The 15,101-nt window shown below is 72.0% G+C and carries 15 protein-coding genes; 8 read left to right on the top strand and 7 right to left on the bottom strand.

From position 1 onward, the window contains the following. Nucleotides 1–5: 5 nt before the first annotated feature. The 5 genes from GA0070558_RS06360 (at nt 6) to GA0070558_RS06340 (ending at nt 4,607) form a co-directional block, all read left to right on the top strand. Nucleotides 6–935: a F0F1 ATP synthase subunit gamma gene (locus GA0070558_RS06360; RefSeq protein ID WP_077938539.1), complete on the top strand. Its 930-nt coding sequence runs from the start codon at nt 6–8 to the stop codon at nt 933–935. Further along, nucleotides 935–2,371, top strand: coding sequence for a F0F1 ATP synthase subunit beta (gene atpD / locus GA0070558_RS06355; RefSeq protein WP_077938540.1), 1,437 nt, complete (start codon nt 935–937; stop codon nt 2,369–2,371). Before GA0070558_RS06360 ends, atpD begins: the two co-directional genes overlap by 1 nt. A gap of 213 nt (nt 2,372–2,584) precedes the next feature. Beyond that, nucleotides 2,585–3,730, top strand: a complete 1,146-nt coding sequence (locus GA0070558_RS06350; protein WP_077938541.1) for an LCP family protein — start codon at nt 2,585–2,587, stop codon at nt 3,728–3,730. 124 nt (nt 3,731–3,854) lie between these two features. After that, nucleotides 3,855–4,139 carry a F0F1 ATP synthase subunit epsilon gene (locus GA0070558_RS06345; protein ID WP_077938542.1) on the top strand — a complete coding sequence of 95 codons (285 nt, stop codon included), beginning with the start codon at nt 3,855–3,857 and terminating at the stop codon, nt 4,137–4,139. A 12-nt stretch (nt 4,140–4,151) separates the two neighbouring features. After that, nucleotides 4,152–4,607, top strand: a complete 456-nt coding sequence (locus GA0070558_RS06340) for a DUF2550 domain-containing protein (RefSeq protein WP_043966062.1) — start codon at nt 4,152–4,154, stop codon at nt 4,605–4,607. Between the two features lie 65 nt (nt 4,608–4,672). Here the strand turns inward: GA0070558_RS06340 and GA0070558_RS06335 are convergent, their stop codons facing one another. Beyond that, nucleotides 4,673–5,101: a VOC family protein gene (locus GA0070558_RS06335; RefSeq protein ID WP_091276793.1), complete on the bottom strand. Its 429-nt coding sequence runs from the start codon at nt 5,099–5,101 to the stop codon at nt 4,673–4,675. Next, on the bottom strand, nt 5,077–5,649 hold the full coding sequence (locus GA0070558_RS06330; RefSeq protein ID WP_091276791.1) for a cob(I)yrinic acid a,c-diamide adenosyltransferase: 573 nt from the start codon (nt 5,647–5,649) through the stop codon (nt 5,077–5,079). Before GA0070558_RS06330 ends, GA0070558_RS06335 begins: the two co-directional genes overlap by 25 nt. Here GA0070558_RS06330 and murA point away from each other — a divergent pair. Together murA and GA0070558_RS06320 are read left to right on the top strand one after the other, a co-directional pair. Next, on the top strand, nt 5,648–7,084 hold the full coding sequence (murA, locus tag GA0070558_RS06325) for a UDP-N-acetylglucosamine 1-carboxyvinyltransferase (RefSeq protein WP_043966067.1): 1,437 nt from the start codon (nt 5,648–5,650) through the stop codon (nt 7,082–7,084). The genes GA0070558_RS06330 and murA overlap by 2 nt on opposite strands. Before the next feature lie 202 nt (nt 7,085–7,286). After that, nucleotides 7,287–8,135, top strand: a complete 849-nt coding sequence (locus GA0070558_RS06320) for a 3-hydroxyacyl-CoA dehydrogenase family protein (protein ID WP_043966069.1) — start codon at nt 7,287–7,289, stop codon at nt 8,133–8,135. Nucleotides 8,136–8,196: 61 nt separating this feature from the next. Here GA0070558_RS06320 and GA0070558_RS06315 read toward each other — a convergent pair whose 3' ends face one another. The 3 genes from GA0070558_RS06315 to GA0070558_RS06305 form a co-directional block, all read right to left on the bottom strand. Next, complete coding sequence (locus GA0070558_RS06315; RefSeq protein WP_091277165.1) at nt 8,197–9,000, bottom strand: alpha/beta hydrolase; 804 nt, start codon at nt 8,998–9,000, stop codon at nt 8,197–8,199. A gap of 123 nt (nt 9,001–9,123) precedes the next feature. Further along, the gene (locus GA0070558_RS06310; RefSeq protein ID WP_091276790.1) at nt 9,124–9,972 is read right to left on the bottom strand and encodes an ABC transporter permease; all 849 of its coding nucleotides are present in this window, start codon (nt 9,970–9,972) and stop codon (nt 9,124–9,126) included. Beyond that, the gene (locus GA0070558_RS06305) at nt 9,969–10,817 is read right to left on the bottom strand and encodes an ABC transporter ATP-binding protein (RefSeq protein ID WP_091276787.1); all 849 of its coding nucleotides are present in this window, start codon (nt 10,815–10,817) and stop codon (nt 9,969–9,971) included. Before GA0070558_RS06305 ends, GA0070558_RS06310 begins: the two co-directional genes overlap by 4 nt. A 96-nt stretch (nt 10,818–10,913) precedes the next feature. Here GA0070558_RS06305 and GA0070558_RS06300 point away from each other — a divergent pair, with 96 nt between their 5' ends. Then, on the top strand, nt 10,914–12,920 hold the full coding sequence (locus GA0070558_RS06300) for a protein meaA (RefSeq protein WP_091276785.1): 2,007 nt from the start codon (nt 10,914–10,916) through the stop codon (nt 12,918–12,920). Between the two features lie 95 nt (nt 12,921–13,015). Here GA0070558_RS06300 and GA0070558_RS06295 read toward each other — a convergent pair whose 3' ends face one another. Together GA0070558_RS06295 and GA0070558_RS33275 are read right to left on the bottom strand one after the other, a co-directional pair. After that, complete coding sequence (locus GA0070558_RS06295; protein ID WP_043966077.1) at nt 13,016–13,312, bottom strand: DUF1540 domain-containing protein; 297 nt, start codon at nt 13,310–13,312, stop codon at nt 13,016–13,018. Nucleotides 13,313–13,520: 208 nt separating this feature from the next. Continuing rightward, complete coding sequence (locus GA0070558_RS33275; RefSeq protein WP_176734120.1) at nt 13,521–14,192, bottom strand: polysaccharide deacetylase family protein; 672 nt, start codon at nt 14,190–14,192, stop codon at nt 13,521–13,523. Between the last annotated feature and the right edge of the window lie 909 nt (nt 14,193–15,101).

The following is a 15,101-nucleotide window of genomic DNA, read 5'->3' as shown; positions in this document are numbered from 1 at the left end:
GACTCATGGCGGCCCAGGTACGCGTTCTTCGTCAACGGATTCGCTCGGCGAAGGGGATGAAGAAGATCACCAAGGCGATGGAGCTCGTGGCGACGAGCCGGATCGCCAAGGCCCAGGCCCGGGTGCAGGCGTCCCTGCCGTACGCCCAGGCCATCACCGGCGTGCTCACCGCGCTGGCGTCCAACGCCCGGATCGACCACCCGCTGCTCACCCCGCGCGAGCGGGTGCGGCGGGCCGGCGTCCTGCTGGTGACCGCCGACCGGGGCCTGGCCGGCGGTTACAGCTCCAACGCGATCAAGACCGCGCAGTCGCTGATCGCCCGGCTGCGGGACGAGGGCAAGGAGCCCGTGCTCTACGTCATCGGCCGCAAGGGCGTCGGGTTCTACCGGTTCCGGGACTGGCCGATCGAGGCGAACTGGACGGGCTTCTCGGAGCAGCCGACGTTCGCCGACGCCCGCGAGGTCGGTGAGACGCTGATCAAGGCGTTCACCGCCGGCGCGGACGACACGGACGGCTCCGCCGGGCCGGACGGGGTGCGCGGGATCGACGAGCTGCACATCGTCTACACCGAGTTCCACTCCCTGATGACCCAGACCCCGGTGGCCAAGGTCATCGGCCCGATGCAGGTCGAGGACCGGCCCAAGTCCGAGGGCCTGCTCCCGGCGTACGAGTTCGAGCCGGAGGCGGAGGCGCTGCTCGACGCGCTCTTGCCGAAGTACATCAACACGCGGATCTACGCGGCGTTGCTGGAGTCGGCGGCGAGCGAGTCGGCGTCGCGTCGGCGGGCGATGAAGAGCGCCACCGACAACGCCGAAGAGATGATCGAGAAGTACACGCGTGAGATGAACTCGGCCCGCCAGGCCGGGATCACCCAGGAGATCAGCGAGATCGTCGGCGGCGCGAACGCGCTCGCCGCGTCGGGAAGTGAAGTGTGATGACTGCCCCAGTACAGACCAAGACGGCCACCGGTCGCGTGGTCCGGGTCATCGGCCCGGTCGTCGACGCCGAGTTCCCGCGCGACGCCATGCCGACCCTGTTCAACGCCCTGAACGTCGAGGTGAGCCTCTCCGGCGGCGAGAAGACGCTGACCCTGGAGGTCGCCCAGCACCTGGGTGACAACCTGATCCGCGCCATCTCGATGCAGCCGACCGACGGCCTGGTGCGCGGCGCCGAGGTGCGCGACACCGGCTCGCCGATCACCGTGCCGGTGGGCGACACCGTCAAGGGCCACGTCTTCAACGCCATCGGCGAGTGCCTCAACCTCACCGAGGGCGAGTCGCTCAGCCCCGACGACCACTGGGGCATCCACCGCAAGGCCCCGGCCTTCGCGGACCTGGAGCCGAAGACCGAGATGCTGGAGACCGGCATCAAGGTCATCGACCTGCTCGCCCCGTACGTCAAGGGCGGCAAGATCGGCCTGTTCGGCGGCGCGGGCGTGGGCAAGACGGTGCTCATCCAGGAGATGATCACCCGCGTGGCCCGGAACTTCGGTGGTACGTCGGTGTTCGCCGGCGTGGGTGAGCGCACCCGTGAGGGCAACGACCTCATCGCCGAGATGACCGAGTCCGGCGTCATCGACAAGACCGCGCTGGTCTACGGCCAGATGGACGAGCCGCCGGGCACCCGGCTGCGCGTCGCCCTGTCCGCGCTGACCATGGCGGAGTACTTCCGCGACGTGAAGAAGCAGGAGGTGCTGCTCTTCATCGACAACATCTTCCGCTTCACCCAGGCCGGTTCCGAGGTGTCCACCCTGCTGGGCCGGATGCCGAGCGCCGTGGGTTACCAGCCGACCCTGGCCGACGAGATGGGCGAGCTCCAGGAGCGGATCACCTCCGTCCGGGGCCAGGCCATCACCTCGCTCCAGGCGATCTACGTGCCGGCGGACGACTACACCGACCCCGCCCCGGCCACCACGTTCGCCCACCTCGACGCGACCACCAACCTGGAGCGGTCGATCTCCGACAAGGGCATCTACCCGGCCGTGGACCCGCTGGCGTCCTCGTCCCGGATCCTCGCCCCGGAGTTCGTCGGCGCCGAGCACTTCGCGGTGGCCACCGAGGTCAAGCGGATCCTGCAGAAGTACAAGGACCTGCAGGACATCATCGCCATCCTCGGCATCGAGGAGCTCTCCGAGGAAGACAAGATCACCGTGCAGCGCGCGCGGCGCATCGAGCGCTTCCTGTCGCAGAACACCTACGCCGCCGAGCAGTTCACCGGCGTGCCGGGCTCGACGGTCCCGATCGCCGAGACCATCGAGGCGTTCAAGAAGATCAGCGAGGGTGAGTACGACCACTTCCCCGAGCAGGCCTTCTTCATGTGCGGCGGCCTGGAGGACCTGGAGCGCAAGGCCGCGGAGCTGATGAAGAGCTAGACGCACGTCACACTGTCGAGGGCCGTCCCGGAAACATCCGGGGCGGCCCTCGTTCATCTGCAGGCCCTATGATCTCCGCTGTCCGGTTGCTGATCGGCGGCTCCGTCGAACGCGAGGTACCGTCGATTCACGCCGTCCCCCGGACGAGTGAACATCGTTGCAACTTTTCGGCTGCGTACGCCCGTCTCCAAGTCGTGGGCGTGACGAACGGAGATGCTCGTGGGTAAGGCCGGCAAGGGCGGCAGGAAGAAACCGTCGGCGTGGTCGCGGGTCCCCCGCTGGGCCCGGGTGTGCACCGTCTTCGGGTCGGTGCTCATGCTGCTCAGCGGCGCGGTGCTGGTCGGCTACGAGGCGCTGATGGCCCGCTACGAGGGCGCGGTGGGCAAGGGCGACCTGTTCGGCGACCAGGCCGCCGGCGCCCAGGAGCGCAAGAGCGACATCAAGGGCCCGCTCAACATCCTGCTGGTCGGCATCGACCCGCGCGACGTGAAGACCCCGCCGCTGGCCGACTCGATCATGGTGCTGCACATCCCGGCCGAGCTGGACCGGGCGTACCTCTTCTCCCTGCCCCGGGACCTGCGGGTCGAGATCCCGAGGTTCAGCAAGGCGGACTTCAACGGCGGCACCGACAAGCTCAACGCCGCCATGTCGTACGGCAGCCGGGTGCCGGGGCAGAATCCCGACGCGGCCCGGGGCTTCGAGCTGCTGGCCAAGACCGTGCAGCAGGTCACCGGGATCGACCGCTTCGACGCGGGCGCGATCATCAACTTCACCGGCTTCCAGAAGATCGTCGACGCGATGGGCGGCGTCGACATGTACATCGAGCGCGAGGTGCGCTCCGAGCACCGCGAGCCGAGCGGGGTGCACCGCAAGGGCAACCCGTACGGCGAGGGCTACATCGGCCCGCAGGCGGTCTACAAGAAGGGCAACCAGCACCTCAGCGGCTGGCAGGCGCTGGACTACGTCCGGCAGCGGTACCCGAAGAACGGCGTCCCGGACGCCGACTACGGCCGGCAGCGGCACCAGCAGCAGTTCATCAAGGCGATGGTCGACCAGGCGTTCAGCGCCGACGTGGTGACCAACCCGATCAAGCTGGACCGGGTGATCCGGGCCGCCGGGCAGTCGCTGATCTTCAACGGCCGGGGCAGCAGCGTGGTCGACTTCGCGATCGCCCTCAAGGGCATCCGCTCGAACAACGTCGAGCTGATCAAGTTGCCGGGGGAGAACATCGGCACCGGGTCGGCGTACCGGGGGGAGCGGCTGCGGCCCGAGGCCGAGGACTTCTTCACCGCCCTGAAGAAGGAACAGCTCGACGCCTTCCTGCTGGAGCATCCGGACTTCCGGAACAAGACGAAGTAGCGTTTCCCGGGCCGAACGGAACGCTCCTCAGGCGCGGGTGGCGCAGCTTACGCCACCCGCGTTGGGGGCCCGCGACGGGCGCGACTAGACTTTCGGCAATCCGCCGCCGCAGCAAGGAGACAGCGTGGCACAGCAGCTTCACGTCGAGCTCGTAGCCGTCGAGGAGAAGGTCTGGTCCGGCGAGGCCGAGATGGTCGTCGCCCGCACGACCGAGGGTGAGCTGGGTGTGCTGCCGGGGCACGCGCCCCTGCTGGGGCAGCTCGCCGAGCCCGGCCAGGTCCGCATCAAGCTTCCCGGCGGCGAGCAGGTCTCGTACGAGGTGGCCGGTGGCTTCCTCTCGGTGAGCCGCGAGGGCGTCACCGTACTGGCCGAGAGCGCCACTCCGGTTTCCGCCGCGCAGAGCCGCTGAGCCGTCCCGCCGATGGAGATCGTGGAAGGGATCGGAATCGGCGTCGCCGCGGTGCTCGTGGCCCTGTTCGTCCTCTTCCTCCGGCGCGCGCTGGTCACCCGCAGCGGCGGGATCATCCGGCTCAGCGTCCGGGTGACCACCGTGCTCGACGGGCGGGGCTGGTCGCCCGGTTTCGGCCGGTTCGCCGGTGACGAACTCCGGTGGTACCGGATGTTCAGCTTCGCCCTGCGCCCCAAGCGGGTGCTTTCCCGCAAGACGCTGGTCGTGGAACGCCGCCGGCTGCCCGAGGGGCAGGAACGCCTCTCCATGCCCGCCGACTGGGTGATCCTGCGCTGTGCCAGTCGCCACGTGCCGGTGGAGATCGCCATGGCCCGCTCCACCGTCACGGGCTTCCTGTCCTGGCTAGAGGCCGCCCCGCCCGGGGCGGCCTCGCCGCGTCTGGCCCCCCAGGACTGGCCCGCCGCCTGACGCGTCCTGCTCTCCCCGGAAACCCCTCACGAGGCCGGGCACGTCGTCGGGGCTTCTGCCCTTCGTCAGTCTTTGGTTGAGGCGATCAGCTCGACCTCGTACCCCTGGGTGTTGGTGAGGTAGGCCGCGTAGGTGTCCGCGCCGCCGGCGTGGGGATGGCGGTCCGCGAAGAGCAGGGACCAGCCGTGGGCCGGTGCTGCCGCGACCAGCCGATCCACGTCGGCTGGCTGGCCCGCGTGGAATGCCAGGTGGTTCAGGCCGGGGGCGAGCCGATCGTGGTTTCGTCCGGTCATTGCCGGGGACTCCTCCACCACGACATACGTCGGGCCGAGCCGCCAGGACCGGCCGGCGGGCCAGTCCTGGAACGGCTGCCAGCCCAGCTCGCCCAGCAGCCAGCCCCAGCAGCGCACCGCCTCGGCCAGCTCCGGCACCCAGACCTCGACGTGGTGCAGGGTGCCGACGGGGACGGTCAGCGTTGGCCGCCCGGGACCCATAGCACGTCGCCCCCCGGATTCGCCGTTCTTGACAGGATGAAGAGCAGATCGGAGAGCCGGTTGAGATACTTTGCCGGGAGGGTGCTGGTCCGGTCGGGGTCGTGTGCGACCAGCGCCCACGCCGCCCGCTCGGCCCGCCGGGCGATCGTCCGTGCCACGTGCAGCAGCGCCGCTCCCGCGGTGCCGCCGGGGAGGATGAAGGAGTCGAGCTTGCCCAGGCGTGCGTTGAACTCGTCGCACCATCCTTCGAGGCGCTCCACGTACTCCTCGGTGACCCGCAGCGGCGGATACTTCGGGTCCGGCTCCACCGGCGTGGACAGGTCGGCGCCCACGTCGAACATGTCGTTCTGGATCGACCCGAGCACCGCCCGCAGTTCGTCGTCGAGCTGGCCGAGGGCGAGCGCGACGCCGATCGCGGCGTTGCACTCGTCCACGTCCGCGTACGCGGCGATCCGCGGATCGGTCTTCGGCACCTGCTCGTTGTTGCTCAGCCTGGTCATGCCGGCGTCGCCGGCCTTGGTGTAGATGCGCGTGAGGTGGACGGCCATGACGCACAGCCTACGGATACCGGACCTGACGATCCCCGCCCGACCGGCCCCGGCGCGCCCCGCCGGGCTCGGCCCCGGTGACGCCGGCGACCCGGCGGTCAACGACGTCGACGTCATCCGCGTCGCCGGCGACGCCCGCCTCGCCGGAACGGTGCACGTGGTCGGGGCGAAGAACTCGGCCCTCAAGCTGATGGCCGCCGCGCTGCTCGCCCCCGGTCGCAGCGTGATCACCAACGTCCCGCGCATCACCGACATCGCCATCATGGGCGAGGTGCTGCGCCGGCTGGGCTGCGGCGTCCGCTTCGACGCCGACGAGCCGGTCGACCCGATGGTGGCCCGGGGCGGCGTGGCCCGGTCCCGGTCGGTCACCATCGACGTGCCCGAGCGGCCCGGCGCGGAGGCCGACTACGACCTGGTCCGCCGGCTGCGCGCGTCCATCTGCGTGCTGGGCCCGCTGCTGGCCCGCCGGGGGTACGTCAGGGTGGCCCACCCCGGCGGGGACGCCATCGGCTCCCGGGGGCTGGACATGCACATCGCCGGGCTGACCCGGATGGGCGCGGACATCTCCGGCGAGCACGGCTTCGTCATCGCCGCCGCCCCGGACGGCCTGCACGGCGCCGACATCGTCCTCGACTTCCCCAGCGTCGGTGCCACCGAGAACCTGGTGATGGCCGCCGTGCTGGCCCAGGGCACGACGGTGATCGACAACGCGGCCCGGGAGCCGGAGATCGTCGACATCTGCTCGATGCTGATCCGGATGGGCGCGCGCATCGAGGGGGAGGGCACCTCCACCCTGCACATCGACGGGGTGCCCGAGCTGCGGCCGGTGCGGCACGCCACGGTGGGGGACCGGATCGTCGCCGGGACCTGGGCGTTCGCCGCCGCGATGACCCGGGGGGACGTCACCGTCACCGGCATCGACCCGGGCTTCCTGGAGGTCGCGCTGGACAAGCTGGTCTGCGCGGGCGGCCTGGTGGAGACCCGGGGCGACGCCTTCCGGGTACGGATGGCCGACCGGCCCACGTCCGTCGACGTGGTCACCCTGCCCTACCCGGGCTTCGCCACGGACCTGCTGCCGATGGCGATCGGCCTCGCGGCGGTGAGCGACGGCGCATCCCTGATCACCGAGAACATCTTCGACGGCCGGTTCATGTTCGCCAACGAGATGATGCGGCTCGGCGCGGACATCAAGACCGACGGGCACCACGCCGTCGTGCGGGGCCGGGACCGGCTCTCCGGCGCACCCGTACGGGCCACGGACATCCGGGCCGGCGCAGGGCTGATCATCGCCGGGCTCTGCGCGGACGGGGTCACCGAGGTCTCGCACGTGCACCACGTCGACCGTGGCTACCCGGACTTCGTCGCCGACCTGCGGGCGCTCGGCGTGGAGGTCGAGCGGGGCAGCGTACCGGAGGAACCGGCCCTGGAGATCTGAGCGCGCGCGGGCGGTCCCGGCGCGCGCCGCGCGGCCGGTGCCCGCGCCCCGGCCGGCGCAGCGCGTCGGTGCCGGCACCGTGCCCCCGGCGGGTCGGGTGGCCCTCGTCCCAGCCTGTGCACCGCGCGGCCCTGGGCTTAGTCTTCGTTCAGTCTCGCCGCTAGGGTGCTGACAGACACTCAAACAGGCGAGGGAGAAGCAGATGGCGGGTCGACTCGCGGTCGTCGGGGCCGGGCTGATGGGCTCGGGCATCGCCCAGGTGGCGGCGCAGGCAGGCTGGCAGGTGACGCTGCGGGACCTGGACGACGCGGCCACCGGGCGCGGACTGGCCGGCATCCGGAAGTCGCTGGAGAAGTTCGCCGAGAAGGGCAAGATCGAGCCGGGCGAGGTGGACGCCGCGCTGGGCCGGATCACCCCGACGACGGACCTGGAGGCGGTGGCCGACGCGGACATCGTCGTCGAGGCGGTCTTCGAGCGGCTGGAGATCAAGCAGGAGGTCTTCCGGGCCCTGGACAAGCTCTGCAGGGCCGACGCGGTGCTCGCCACCAACACCTCGGCCATCCCGGTCACCCAGATCGCCGCCGTCACCGAGCGCCCCGAGTCGGTCGTCGGCACGCACTTCTTCTCGCCGGTGCCGATGATGAAGCTGTGCGAGCTGGTCCGGGGCTACAAGACCAGCGACGAGACCCTGGCCACCGCGAGGGCGTTCGCCGAGGAGATCGGCAAGACCGTCGTCGTGGTGAACCGGGACATCGCCGGCTTCGTCACCACCCGGCTGATCGCCGCGCTGGTCGTCGAGGCCGTCAAGCTGGTCGAGTCCGGCGTGGTGTCGGCCGAGGACCTGGACACCGCCTGCAAGCTCGGCTTCGGCCACGCGATGGGGCCGCTGGCGACCACCGACCTGACCGGCGTCGACGTGCTCATGCACGCCTCGAAGAACATCTACACCGACACGGCCGACGAGAAGTTCTTCCCGCCGGAGCTGCTCCAGCGGATGGTCACCGCCGGCGACCTGGGCCGCAAGACGGGCAAGGGCTTCTACACGTACTGACGGGGTTGGGCGTGGCCCGCAGGTGCGCTCGCCTGCGGGCCGGCCCCCTGATGGGGCGGCGTCACGGGCCGGCGAGGGCGGCGCCGAGCAGAGCGAAGGCGTCCGGGACGACGCGCCCCCAGTAGGTGAAGTCGTGCCGGCCGTCGGCGTACTCGGCCCGGACCGGGGGCTCGGGCAGGGCGCGGGCCAGCGCCTGCACCTCGTCCAGCAGCCCGTCCTGCCGGCCGCACCAGAGCCCGACCGGGGTGCCGCGCAGCCGGGCCACGCCGGTGAAGACGGCGTCCCCGGCGCGTACGGCGGGGGAGAACGCGGCCACCGCGCGCAGCCAGCCGGGGAAGGTCTCGGCGAGCAGCAGCGACCCGAAGCCGCCCATCGACCAGCCCCAGGCGGCGACCCGGCCGGTGTCGAAGCCACGCTCGGCGCACCAGGCCGGCACCTCCTCGCGCACCATCCGCTGCGGGTCGTCGGCTCCCGCCGGCCGCCAGGAGAGCCGGCCGCCGGTCGCCCCGGCGAGGACGAACGGCGGCGCGCCCCGGCGCACGGCGTCGGTGAGGAACCGGGCGAGACCGAAGCGCGCGTAGTCGCGCGGGGTGGCCGACGCGCCGTGCAACACCAGGCAGACCGGCAGCCCCCGCCCGTCGCCGTGGCCGGCGGGCACGGCCGTCCAGAAGTCGACGGTACGGCCCCGGGCCGCCGACTCCCGCCGCAGCAGCCGCTCGTCGCCGGGCGGGGCGTCCGGCAGCTCAGGGGCCGGCCCCTGACGGGGGCGGATCGCCTCCCGGGCCGCCACGGCACCGCCCACGGCGAGCACCGCCGCGCCGGTTGCGGCCAGCAGCACCCCGCGCCGGCTCAGTCGCGCCACCACCGGCACAGTCTCCCAGCCCCGCCCCGCATCGGCTGCCCCGCGCCCGCGCCCGCGCGGGTCGGCGGTGAGAGGGGTGCCCCTCTCTACCGAATGCGTTAACAGGGGGCCCTTCCTTGCACCGCCTCAGCCGTCGCGCTTCGTCGTCCAGCGGAAGGTGGTCAGGCACAGGACCAGGCCGATCACGCACCACAGGCCCAGCACGAGGGCGACCCGGCCCAGCTCGAACGATCCGCCCGGTTCCTGCGCGCCGAAGCCGTCCGGCAGGAAGACCGAGCGCAGGCCCTGGCACATCCACTTCAGCGGGAACAGCGCCGCCACCTGCTGCATCCAGGTCGGCAGGTTGGTGAAGACGAAGAAGACGCCGGAGATGAACTGGAGGACGAGGGCGACCGGGGTGACCACGGCCGAGCCGCTGCGCGCCGTGCGGGCCAGCGACGAGATGGCGATGCCGCACAGGGTGCACGCGGTGACCCCGAGGACGGAGACCCACCCGAAGGTGAGCCACCTGCCGGCCGTCCCGGGCAGCTCCAGGTCGAACAGGGCGACCGAGACGGCGAGCAGCAGGGCGGTCTCGGCGACGCCGACCGCCACCACCATGATCACCTTGCCGGCGAACCAGACCCACTTCGGCATCGGCGTGCCCCGGTAGCGCTTGAGCACCCCCCGGTCCCGCTCGATCGGGATCCAGATGCCCAGGTTCTGGAAGCTGACCGTCATCAGGCCGGTCGCGATCATGCCGGTGATGAAGTACTGCGTGTAGCTCACCCCGGGGGCGATCTCGTCGCTGAAGATCGCCGCGAAGATGAGGATCATGATGATCGGGAAGCCCATCGTGAACACGACGGACTCCCGGCTGCGCAGGAACTGGGTGATCTCCAGCCGGCCCTGCCGCAGGGCGAGCACGCCCGCGCCAGGCCGGCGGGCCGGCGCGGCGGCGGTGGCCGGGGCCGCCGGCTTCGTCGTGGTCGTCATCGGTGTCCGATCATGGTCAGGTAGACGTCTTCCAGGGTCGGCCGGGTCACCGTGAGGCCGGGGACCTCGCCGCCGTGGCGCGCGGCCAGCTCGGCGACCAGGGCCGTCGGCGTCGCGCTCTGCGCGCTCTCCAGCACCCCCTCGGGGGTACGCCAGGAGACCGTCGCCAGGGACTCCTGGCGGTTGCCCAGCAGCTTCGGCGGGGCCACCTCGATCACCCGCCCGGCGGCGATCACCCCGACCCGGTCGGCGAGCGCCTCGGCCTCGTCGAGGTAGTGGGTGGTCAGCACGATCGTGGTGCCGGCGGCGGCCAGGTCCCGGATCAGCTCCCAGAACTCGCGCCGCGCCTCCGGGTCGAAGCCGGTGGTCGGCTCGTCGAGGAAGAGCAGCTCGGGGCGGCCGATGATGCCCAGCGCCACGTCGAGGCGGCGCTTCTGCCCGCCGGAGAGGGTGTGCGTGCGGGCCTTCGCCTTCGCGCCGAGGCCGACCCGTTCGACCACCTTCGCCGGGTCGTCGGCGTCGGGATAGAAGCCCGAGAAGTGCCGGACCACCTCGCCGACGGTCAGCTCGTCGAACTCGCCGGTGCCCTGGAGCACGATGCCGACCCGGGAGCGCCAGTGCGGGTCGGGGGACGCCGGGTCGCTGCCCAGCACCCGTACCTCGCCGGAGTCGCGCCGCCGGTAGCCCTCCAGGATCTCCACCGTGGTGGTCTTGCCCGCCCCGTTCGGGCCGAGCAGCGCGAACACCTCGCCCCGCCGGACGTCGAGGTCCACGCCCGCCACCGCGACGTTGTCGCCGTACGCCTTGCGCAGCCCCCGGACGGAGATCGCCAGCTCGTCATCCATGCCGTCAAGTGTGCGACCTGGGCGGGGCCGATGCGGAGGCGGGGCTGTGTGGTTTTGCACAGCCCGATGTACTGAACGGTAACTTAAACTCCGGAAATGGACGAGAAGGCCCCCGCCGGCCGGCTGCCCGAGCGCGACCGCCCCTGGGTGATGCGCACCTACGCCGGCCACTCCTCGGCCGCCGCGAGCAACGCCCTGTTCCGCCGCAACCTGGCCAAGGGGCAGACCGGCCTGTCGGTCGCCTTCGACCTGCCCACCCAGACCGGGTACGACCCCGACCACGAGTTGGCGGCCGGCGAGGTCGGCCGGGTCGGGGTGCCCGTGGCCCACCTCGGCGACATGCGGGCCCTCTTCGACGGCATCCCGCTGGCCGACATGAACACGTCCATGACGATCAACGCGCCGGCCATGTGGCTGCTCGCCCTCTACGGCACGGTCGCCGCCGAGCAGGGGGCGGAGCTGGCCCGCTGCGCCGGCACCACGCAGAACGACATCATCAAGGAGTACCTCTCCCGGGGGACGTACATCTTCCCGCCGGCGGCGTCGCTGCGGCTCACCGCCGACCTCGTCGCGTACACGCTGCTCCGGATGCCCCGGTGGAACCCGGTGAACGTCTGCTCGTACCACCTCCAGGAGGCCGGGGCGACGCCCGTGCAGGAGGTCGGCTTCGCCCTCGCCACCGCCGTCGCCGTCCTCGACGCGGTGCGCGACTGCGGCCAGGTGCCGCCCGGGCGGATGGGTGACGTCGTCGCCCGGATCTCGTTCTTCGTCAACGCCGGGGTGCGGTTCGTCGAGGAGACCGCCAAGATGCGCGCGTTCGGCGTGCTCTGGGACGAGATCGCCCGCGACCGGTACGGCGTGACCGACCCCAGGCAGCGCCGCTTCCGGTACGGGGTGCAGGTCAACTCGCTCGGGCTGACCGAGGCCCAACCGGAGAACAACATCCAGCGCATCGTGCTGGAGATGCTCGGCGTCACCCTGTCCCGGGACGCCCGCGCCCGCGCCGTGCAGCTCCCGGCCTGGAACGAGGCGCTGGGCCTGCCCCGCCCCTTCGACCAGCAGTGGTCGCTGCGCATGCAGCAGGTCCTCGCGTACGAGTCGGACCTGCTGGAATATCCCGACCTGTTCGCCGGCTCGCACGTGATGACCGCGCTGGTCGACGGGATCGTCACCGGGGCGCGGGCCGAACTGGAGAAGGTGCTGGAGATGGGCGGCGTGGTGGCCGCCGTCGAGTCCGGGTACCTCAAGAGCGCGCTGGTCGCCTCGCTGGCCGAACGCCGCCGCCGGCTGGAGTCCGGCGCGGACACGGTGGTGGGCGTCAACCGGTTCACCGAGACCGAGCCGTCGCCGCTGACCGTGGCCGGCGCCGGGTCGATCGAGCAGGTCGACCCGGCGGTGGAGGCGGCGGCCGTGGCCGCCGTACGCGAATGGCGGGCCGGACGCGACGGCGCGGCGGTCGACGCGGCACTGGAGCGGCTACGCGCGGACGCCGCGACCACCGCGAACCTGATGCCGGCGACCCTGGAGTGCGTGCGGGCCGGGGTGACCACCGGCGAGTGGGCCGGCGCGTTGCGGCGGGTCTTCGGCGAGTACCGGGCGCCGACCGGCCTGGCCGGTGGTGCCGGGGCGGGCGGCGACGCGACCCTGGCCGCCGTGCGGCAGCGCGTCGCCGCGACCGCCCGGGAGCTGGGCAGTGGCCGGCTGCGGCTGCTGGTCGGCAAGCCCGGCCTGGACGGGCACTCCAACGGGGCCGAGCAGATCGCCGTGCGCGCCCGCGACGCCGGCTTCGAGGTGATCTATCAGGGGATCCGGCTGACCGCCGGCCAGATCGTCGCCGCCGCCGTGGAGGAGGACGTCGACCTCGTCGGCCTGTCGGTGCTCTCCGGCTCGCACCTGGCCGTCGTGCCGGCTGTGCTGGACGGCCTGCGCGCCGCCGGCCGGGGCGACCTGCCGGTGGTGGTCGGCGGCATCATCCCGGCCGGCGACGCCGACGCGCTGCGGGCGGCGGGCGTCGCCCGGGTCTTCACGCCGAAGGACTTCGCCCTCACCGGCATCGTCGACGACCTGGTGACGGTGGTCCGCCACGCCAACGGCTTGGGGTAAGGAAGGTTTCCCTGTTAACGCATTCCGTTGTACAGGGGGCCCCTGTTAACACCTGGCGCGGCGGCCGCCGCCGCGGACCAGTTACCGGAAGGCGGTCAGCGGCTGGCGTAGGTCATGCAGTCGGCCATGTCGTTGTCCGGCCCGACGCGGATCGCCGGGGCATGACACTCCAGGTCGGCGTTGTGCCGGCAGTCCGAGCGCTGACAGGCGCCGACCTGGGCGATCATCGTGTCGATGCCGCCCCGGACGGGCATCTCGACGAACGTGTGGCAGTGCGCGTGATCGGTGCTGCCGATCGTGATGGCGAACGCGTGGCAGTCGCCGGTGTGGTTGTAGGCGCAGGCCGCGACCACGCATTCCTGGACGCGGGGCATCTCCATCGCCGTAGTCATGACGACCTCCTCTGGGTTCTCGAATCTCCTCCCATATTAGGTTTTTGTCGGTTTTATTGTCGGCGATCGGCCATCCCCGGTCGGTCGGCATCCGGGTTTGGCCGGCATCCCCGGTCGGTCGGCGTCCCCGCTTGGTTGGCATCCCGGTCGGCCGGCGTCCCCGGTCGGGCGGCAGGGATCGGGCTGCCGGTCGTGATCGGGCACCGGGTCACCCGAGCGGTCTCGCCCCCAGCACCTCGGAGAGCGGGGCCGGCCGCAGGCCCAGCTCGGCGAGTCCGGCCAGGATGCGCGGCAGCGCCTCGTCGGTCATCGGGGCGTTCGCCTCGGTGACGTGCAGGACGACGACCGAGCCGGGGCGTACCCGGGACAGCACCGCGTCGACGACCGGCCGCCAGGACTTCGCGAACGGGTCGCCGCTGATGACGTCCCCGTCCACCACGGTCACGCCCAGCGGGGCGAGCTCGGTCAGCGCGGCGCGGTCGTGGCACAGCCCGGGGAAGCGGAAGTAACGGGTCTGCCTGCCGCCGTACGGGGCGATCACGTCGAACGTCCGGGCCACGTCGGCGGCCATCCGCTGCCGGGGGATCGCCGGCAGCTGATAGCAGTCGGTGGTGAAGGCGAGATGGCCGTACGTGTGGTTGGCCAGCTCGAAGCGGGGATTGGCGGCCAAGCGGCGGGTCACCCCGGGATACTCCTCGACCCACTTGCCGGTCAGGAAGAAGGTGGCCGGCACCCGCTCCCGTTCCAGCAGGTCGATGATCGCCAGGTTCGCGTACGACCGCACCGCCCCGCTGCGCAGTTGATACCGCATGGCGTCCGTCATGTCCGCGTCGAAGGTCAGCGCCACCAGGTCACCGGTGCGGGGTCCGTGGTCGACCACCGGGGGCCGTCGGTCGGTGCGGCTCGCGCCGGGGAGGGCCGTGGTCGGGGGCCCCGCGCTGGGCTCGTCGGTCCGTCCGCCCTGGCCGGGCCGTGACGGTGCCCCGGGTCGCCCGGATGCGGATGCCGGCGAGGTCGGGCGGTTCGTCCCCTGCTGCGTTCCATCCTCCCCGCTGGCGGGCGGCGTCACGGCCGTGGGCACCCGTCCGATTGCGGCGCGGCCGGGCGCGTCCGACGGCGCGGGCGCGACGAGAAGGACGGCGACGCCCGCCAGGGCGGCGACCGTCGCGATCAGGGGTACGCGAGAGTTCTTTGCGGGCACCGGGAGATGATCTCTTGGCGGGTGCCGGCCCGGCTGCCCCGCCCCACGCGGGATCTCCCGGCGGGATGCCGGGAAGATGGCGGTATCCCGCGTCGTTGATACCCCCATCTGCCCGACATCCCGTCACCCCTCCGCCGGAATGGGCGGATTGTCCGACCCGGTGGGGTGGCGTGGGGCGGGGTCGAGCCGGGGTCGGGGTGGTGACGGGCGGCACCCTGCGGCCGGAATCCCGGCCGGGGCGGGGGCGTTACACCTGACGGACGACCGCAGCAGCACCCCGGATCCCCCCGGATCTGGCAGGACCAGCCCCCGCCACCCGAGTCATCCCCCCGGGAATGGGGGCCGGTCGCCGGTCGTTACACCTGGACCCGGCGCCGCAAGGCAGCCGCACCCCCTCCTCTTCTTCCCCCGTTGTTCGTTGTTCGGGCGCCTCGACGTGGTGCTCGCACACCCCCCGCCATCCCCCTCCGGCGGATGTGGGACGTGTGCCGACCCCCGGATAGGAGACACCCCCATGAACACGACCATCCTGCGTAAGAGCGTCCTCGGCATCGCCGGACTCGCGTTCGCCGGTGGCCTCGCCGCCGG

It is taken from the genome of Micromonospora haikouensis (assembly GCF_900091595.1).
Taxonomy (GTDB): Bacteria; Actinomycetota; Actinomycetes; order Mycobacteriales; family Micromonosporaceae; genus Micromonospora; species Micromonospora haikouensis.
This window is presented reverse-complemented; position numbering and strand designations above follow the sequence as displayed.

What these genes read in the sequence shown, in the direction of transcription:
- GA0070558_RS06360 (WP_077938539.1), top strand. Translation starts at nt 6, where the DNA reads ATGGCGGCCCAGGTACGCGTTCTTCGTCAACGGATTCGCTCGGCGAAG.
- atpD (WP_077938540.1), top strand. Translation starts at nt 935, where the DNA reads ATGACTGCCCCAGTACAGACCAAGACGGCCACCGGTCGCGTGGTCCGG.
- GA0070558_RS06335 (WP_091276793.1), bottom strand. Translation starts at nt 5,101, where the DNA reads ATGGGTCCCGGGCGGCCAACGCTGACCGTCCCCGTCGGCACCCTGCAC.
- GA0070558_RS06305 (WP_091276787.1), bottom strand. Translation starts at nt 10,817, where the DNA reads ATGGATGACGAGCTGGCGATCTCCGTCCGGGGGCTGCGCAAGGCGTAC.
- GA0070558_RS06320 (WP_043966069.1), top strand. Translation starts at nt 7,287, where the DNA reads ATGGCGGGTCGACTCGCGGTCGTCGGGGCCGGGCTGATGGGCTCGGGC.
- GA0070558_RS06300 (WP_091276785.1), top strand. Translation starts at nt 10,914, where the DNA reads ATGGACGAGAAGGCCCCCGCCGGCCGGCTGCCCGAGCGCGACCGCCCC.
- GA0070558_RS06350 (WP_077938541.1), top strand. Translation starts at nt 2,585, where the DNA reads ATGCTCGTGGGTAAGGCCGGCAAGGGCGGCAGGAAGAAACCGTCGGCG.
- GA0070558_RS06310 (WP_091276790.1), bottom strand. Translation starts at nt 9,972, where the DNA reads ATGACGACCACGACGAAGCCGGCGGCCCCGGCCACCGCCGCCGCGCCG.
- GA0070558_RS06295 (WP_043966077.1), bottom strand. Translation starts at nt 13,312, where the DNA reads ATGACTACGGCGATGGAGATGCCCCGCGTCCAGGAATGCGTGGTCGCG.
- GA0070558_RS06330 (WP_091276791.1), bottom strand. Translation starts at nt 5,649, where the DNA reads ATGGCCGTCCACCTCACGCGCATCTACACCAAGGCCGGCGACGCCGGC.
- murA (WP_043966067.1), top strand. Translation starts at nt 5,648, where the DNA reads ATGACGCACAGCCTACGGATACCGGACCTGACGATCCCCGCCCGACCG.
- GA0070558_RS06340 (WP_043966062.1), top strand. Translation starts at nt 4,152, where the DNA reads ATGGAGATCGTGGAAGGGATCGGAATCGGCGTCGCCGCGGTGCTCGTG.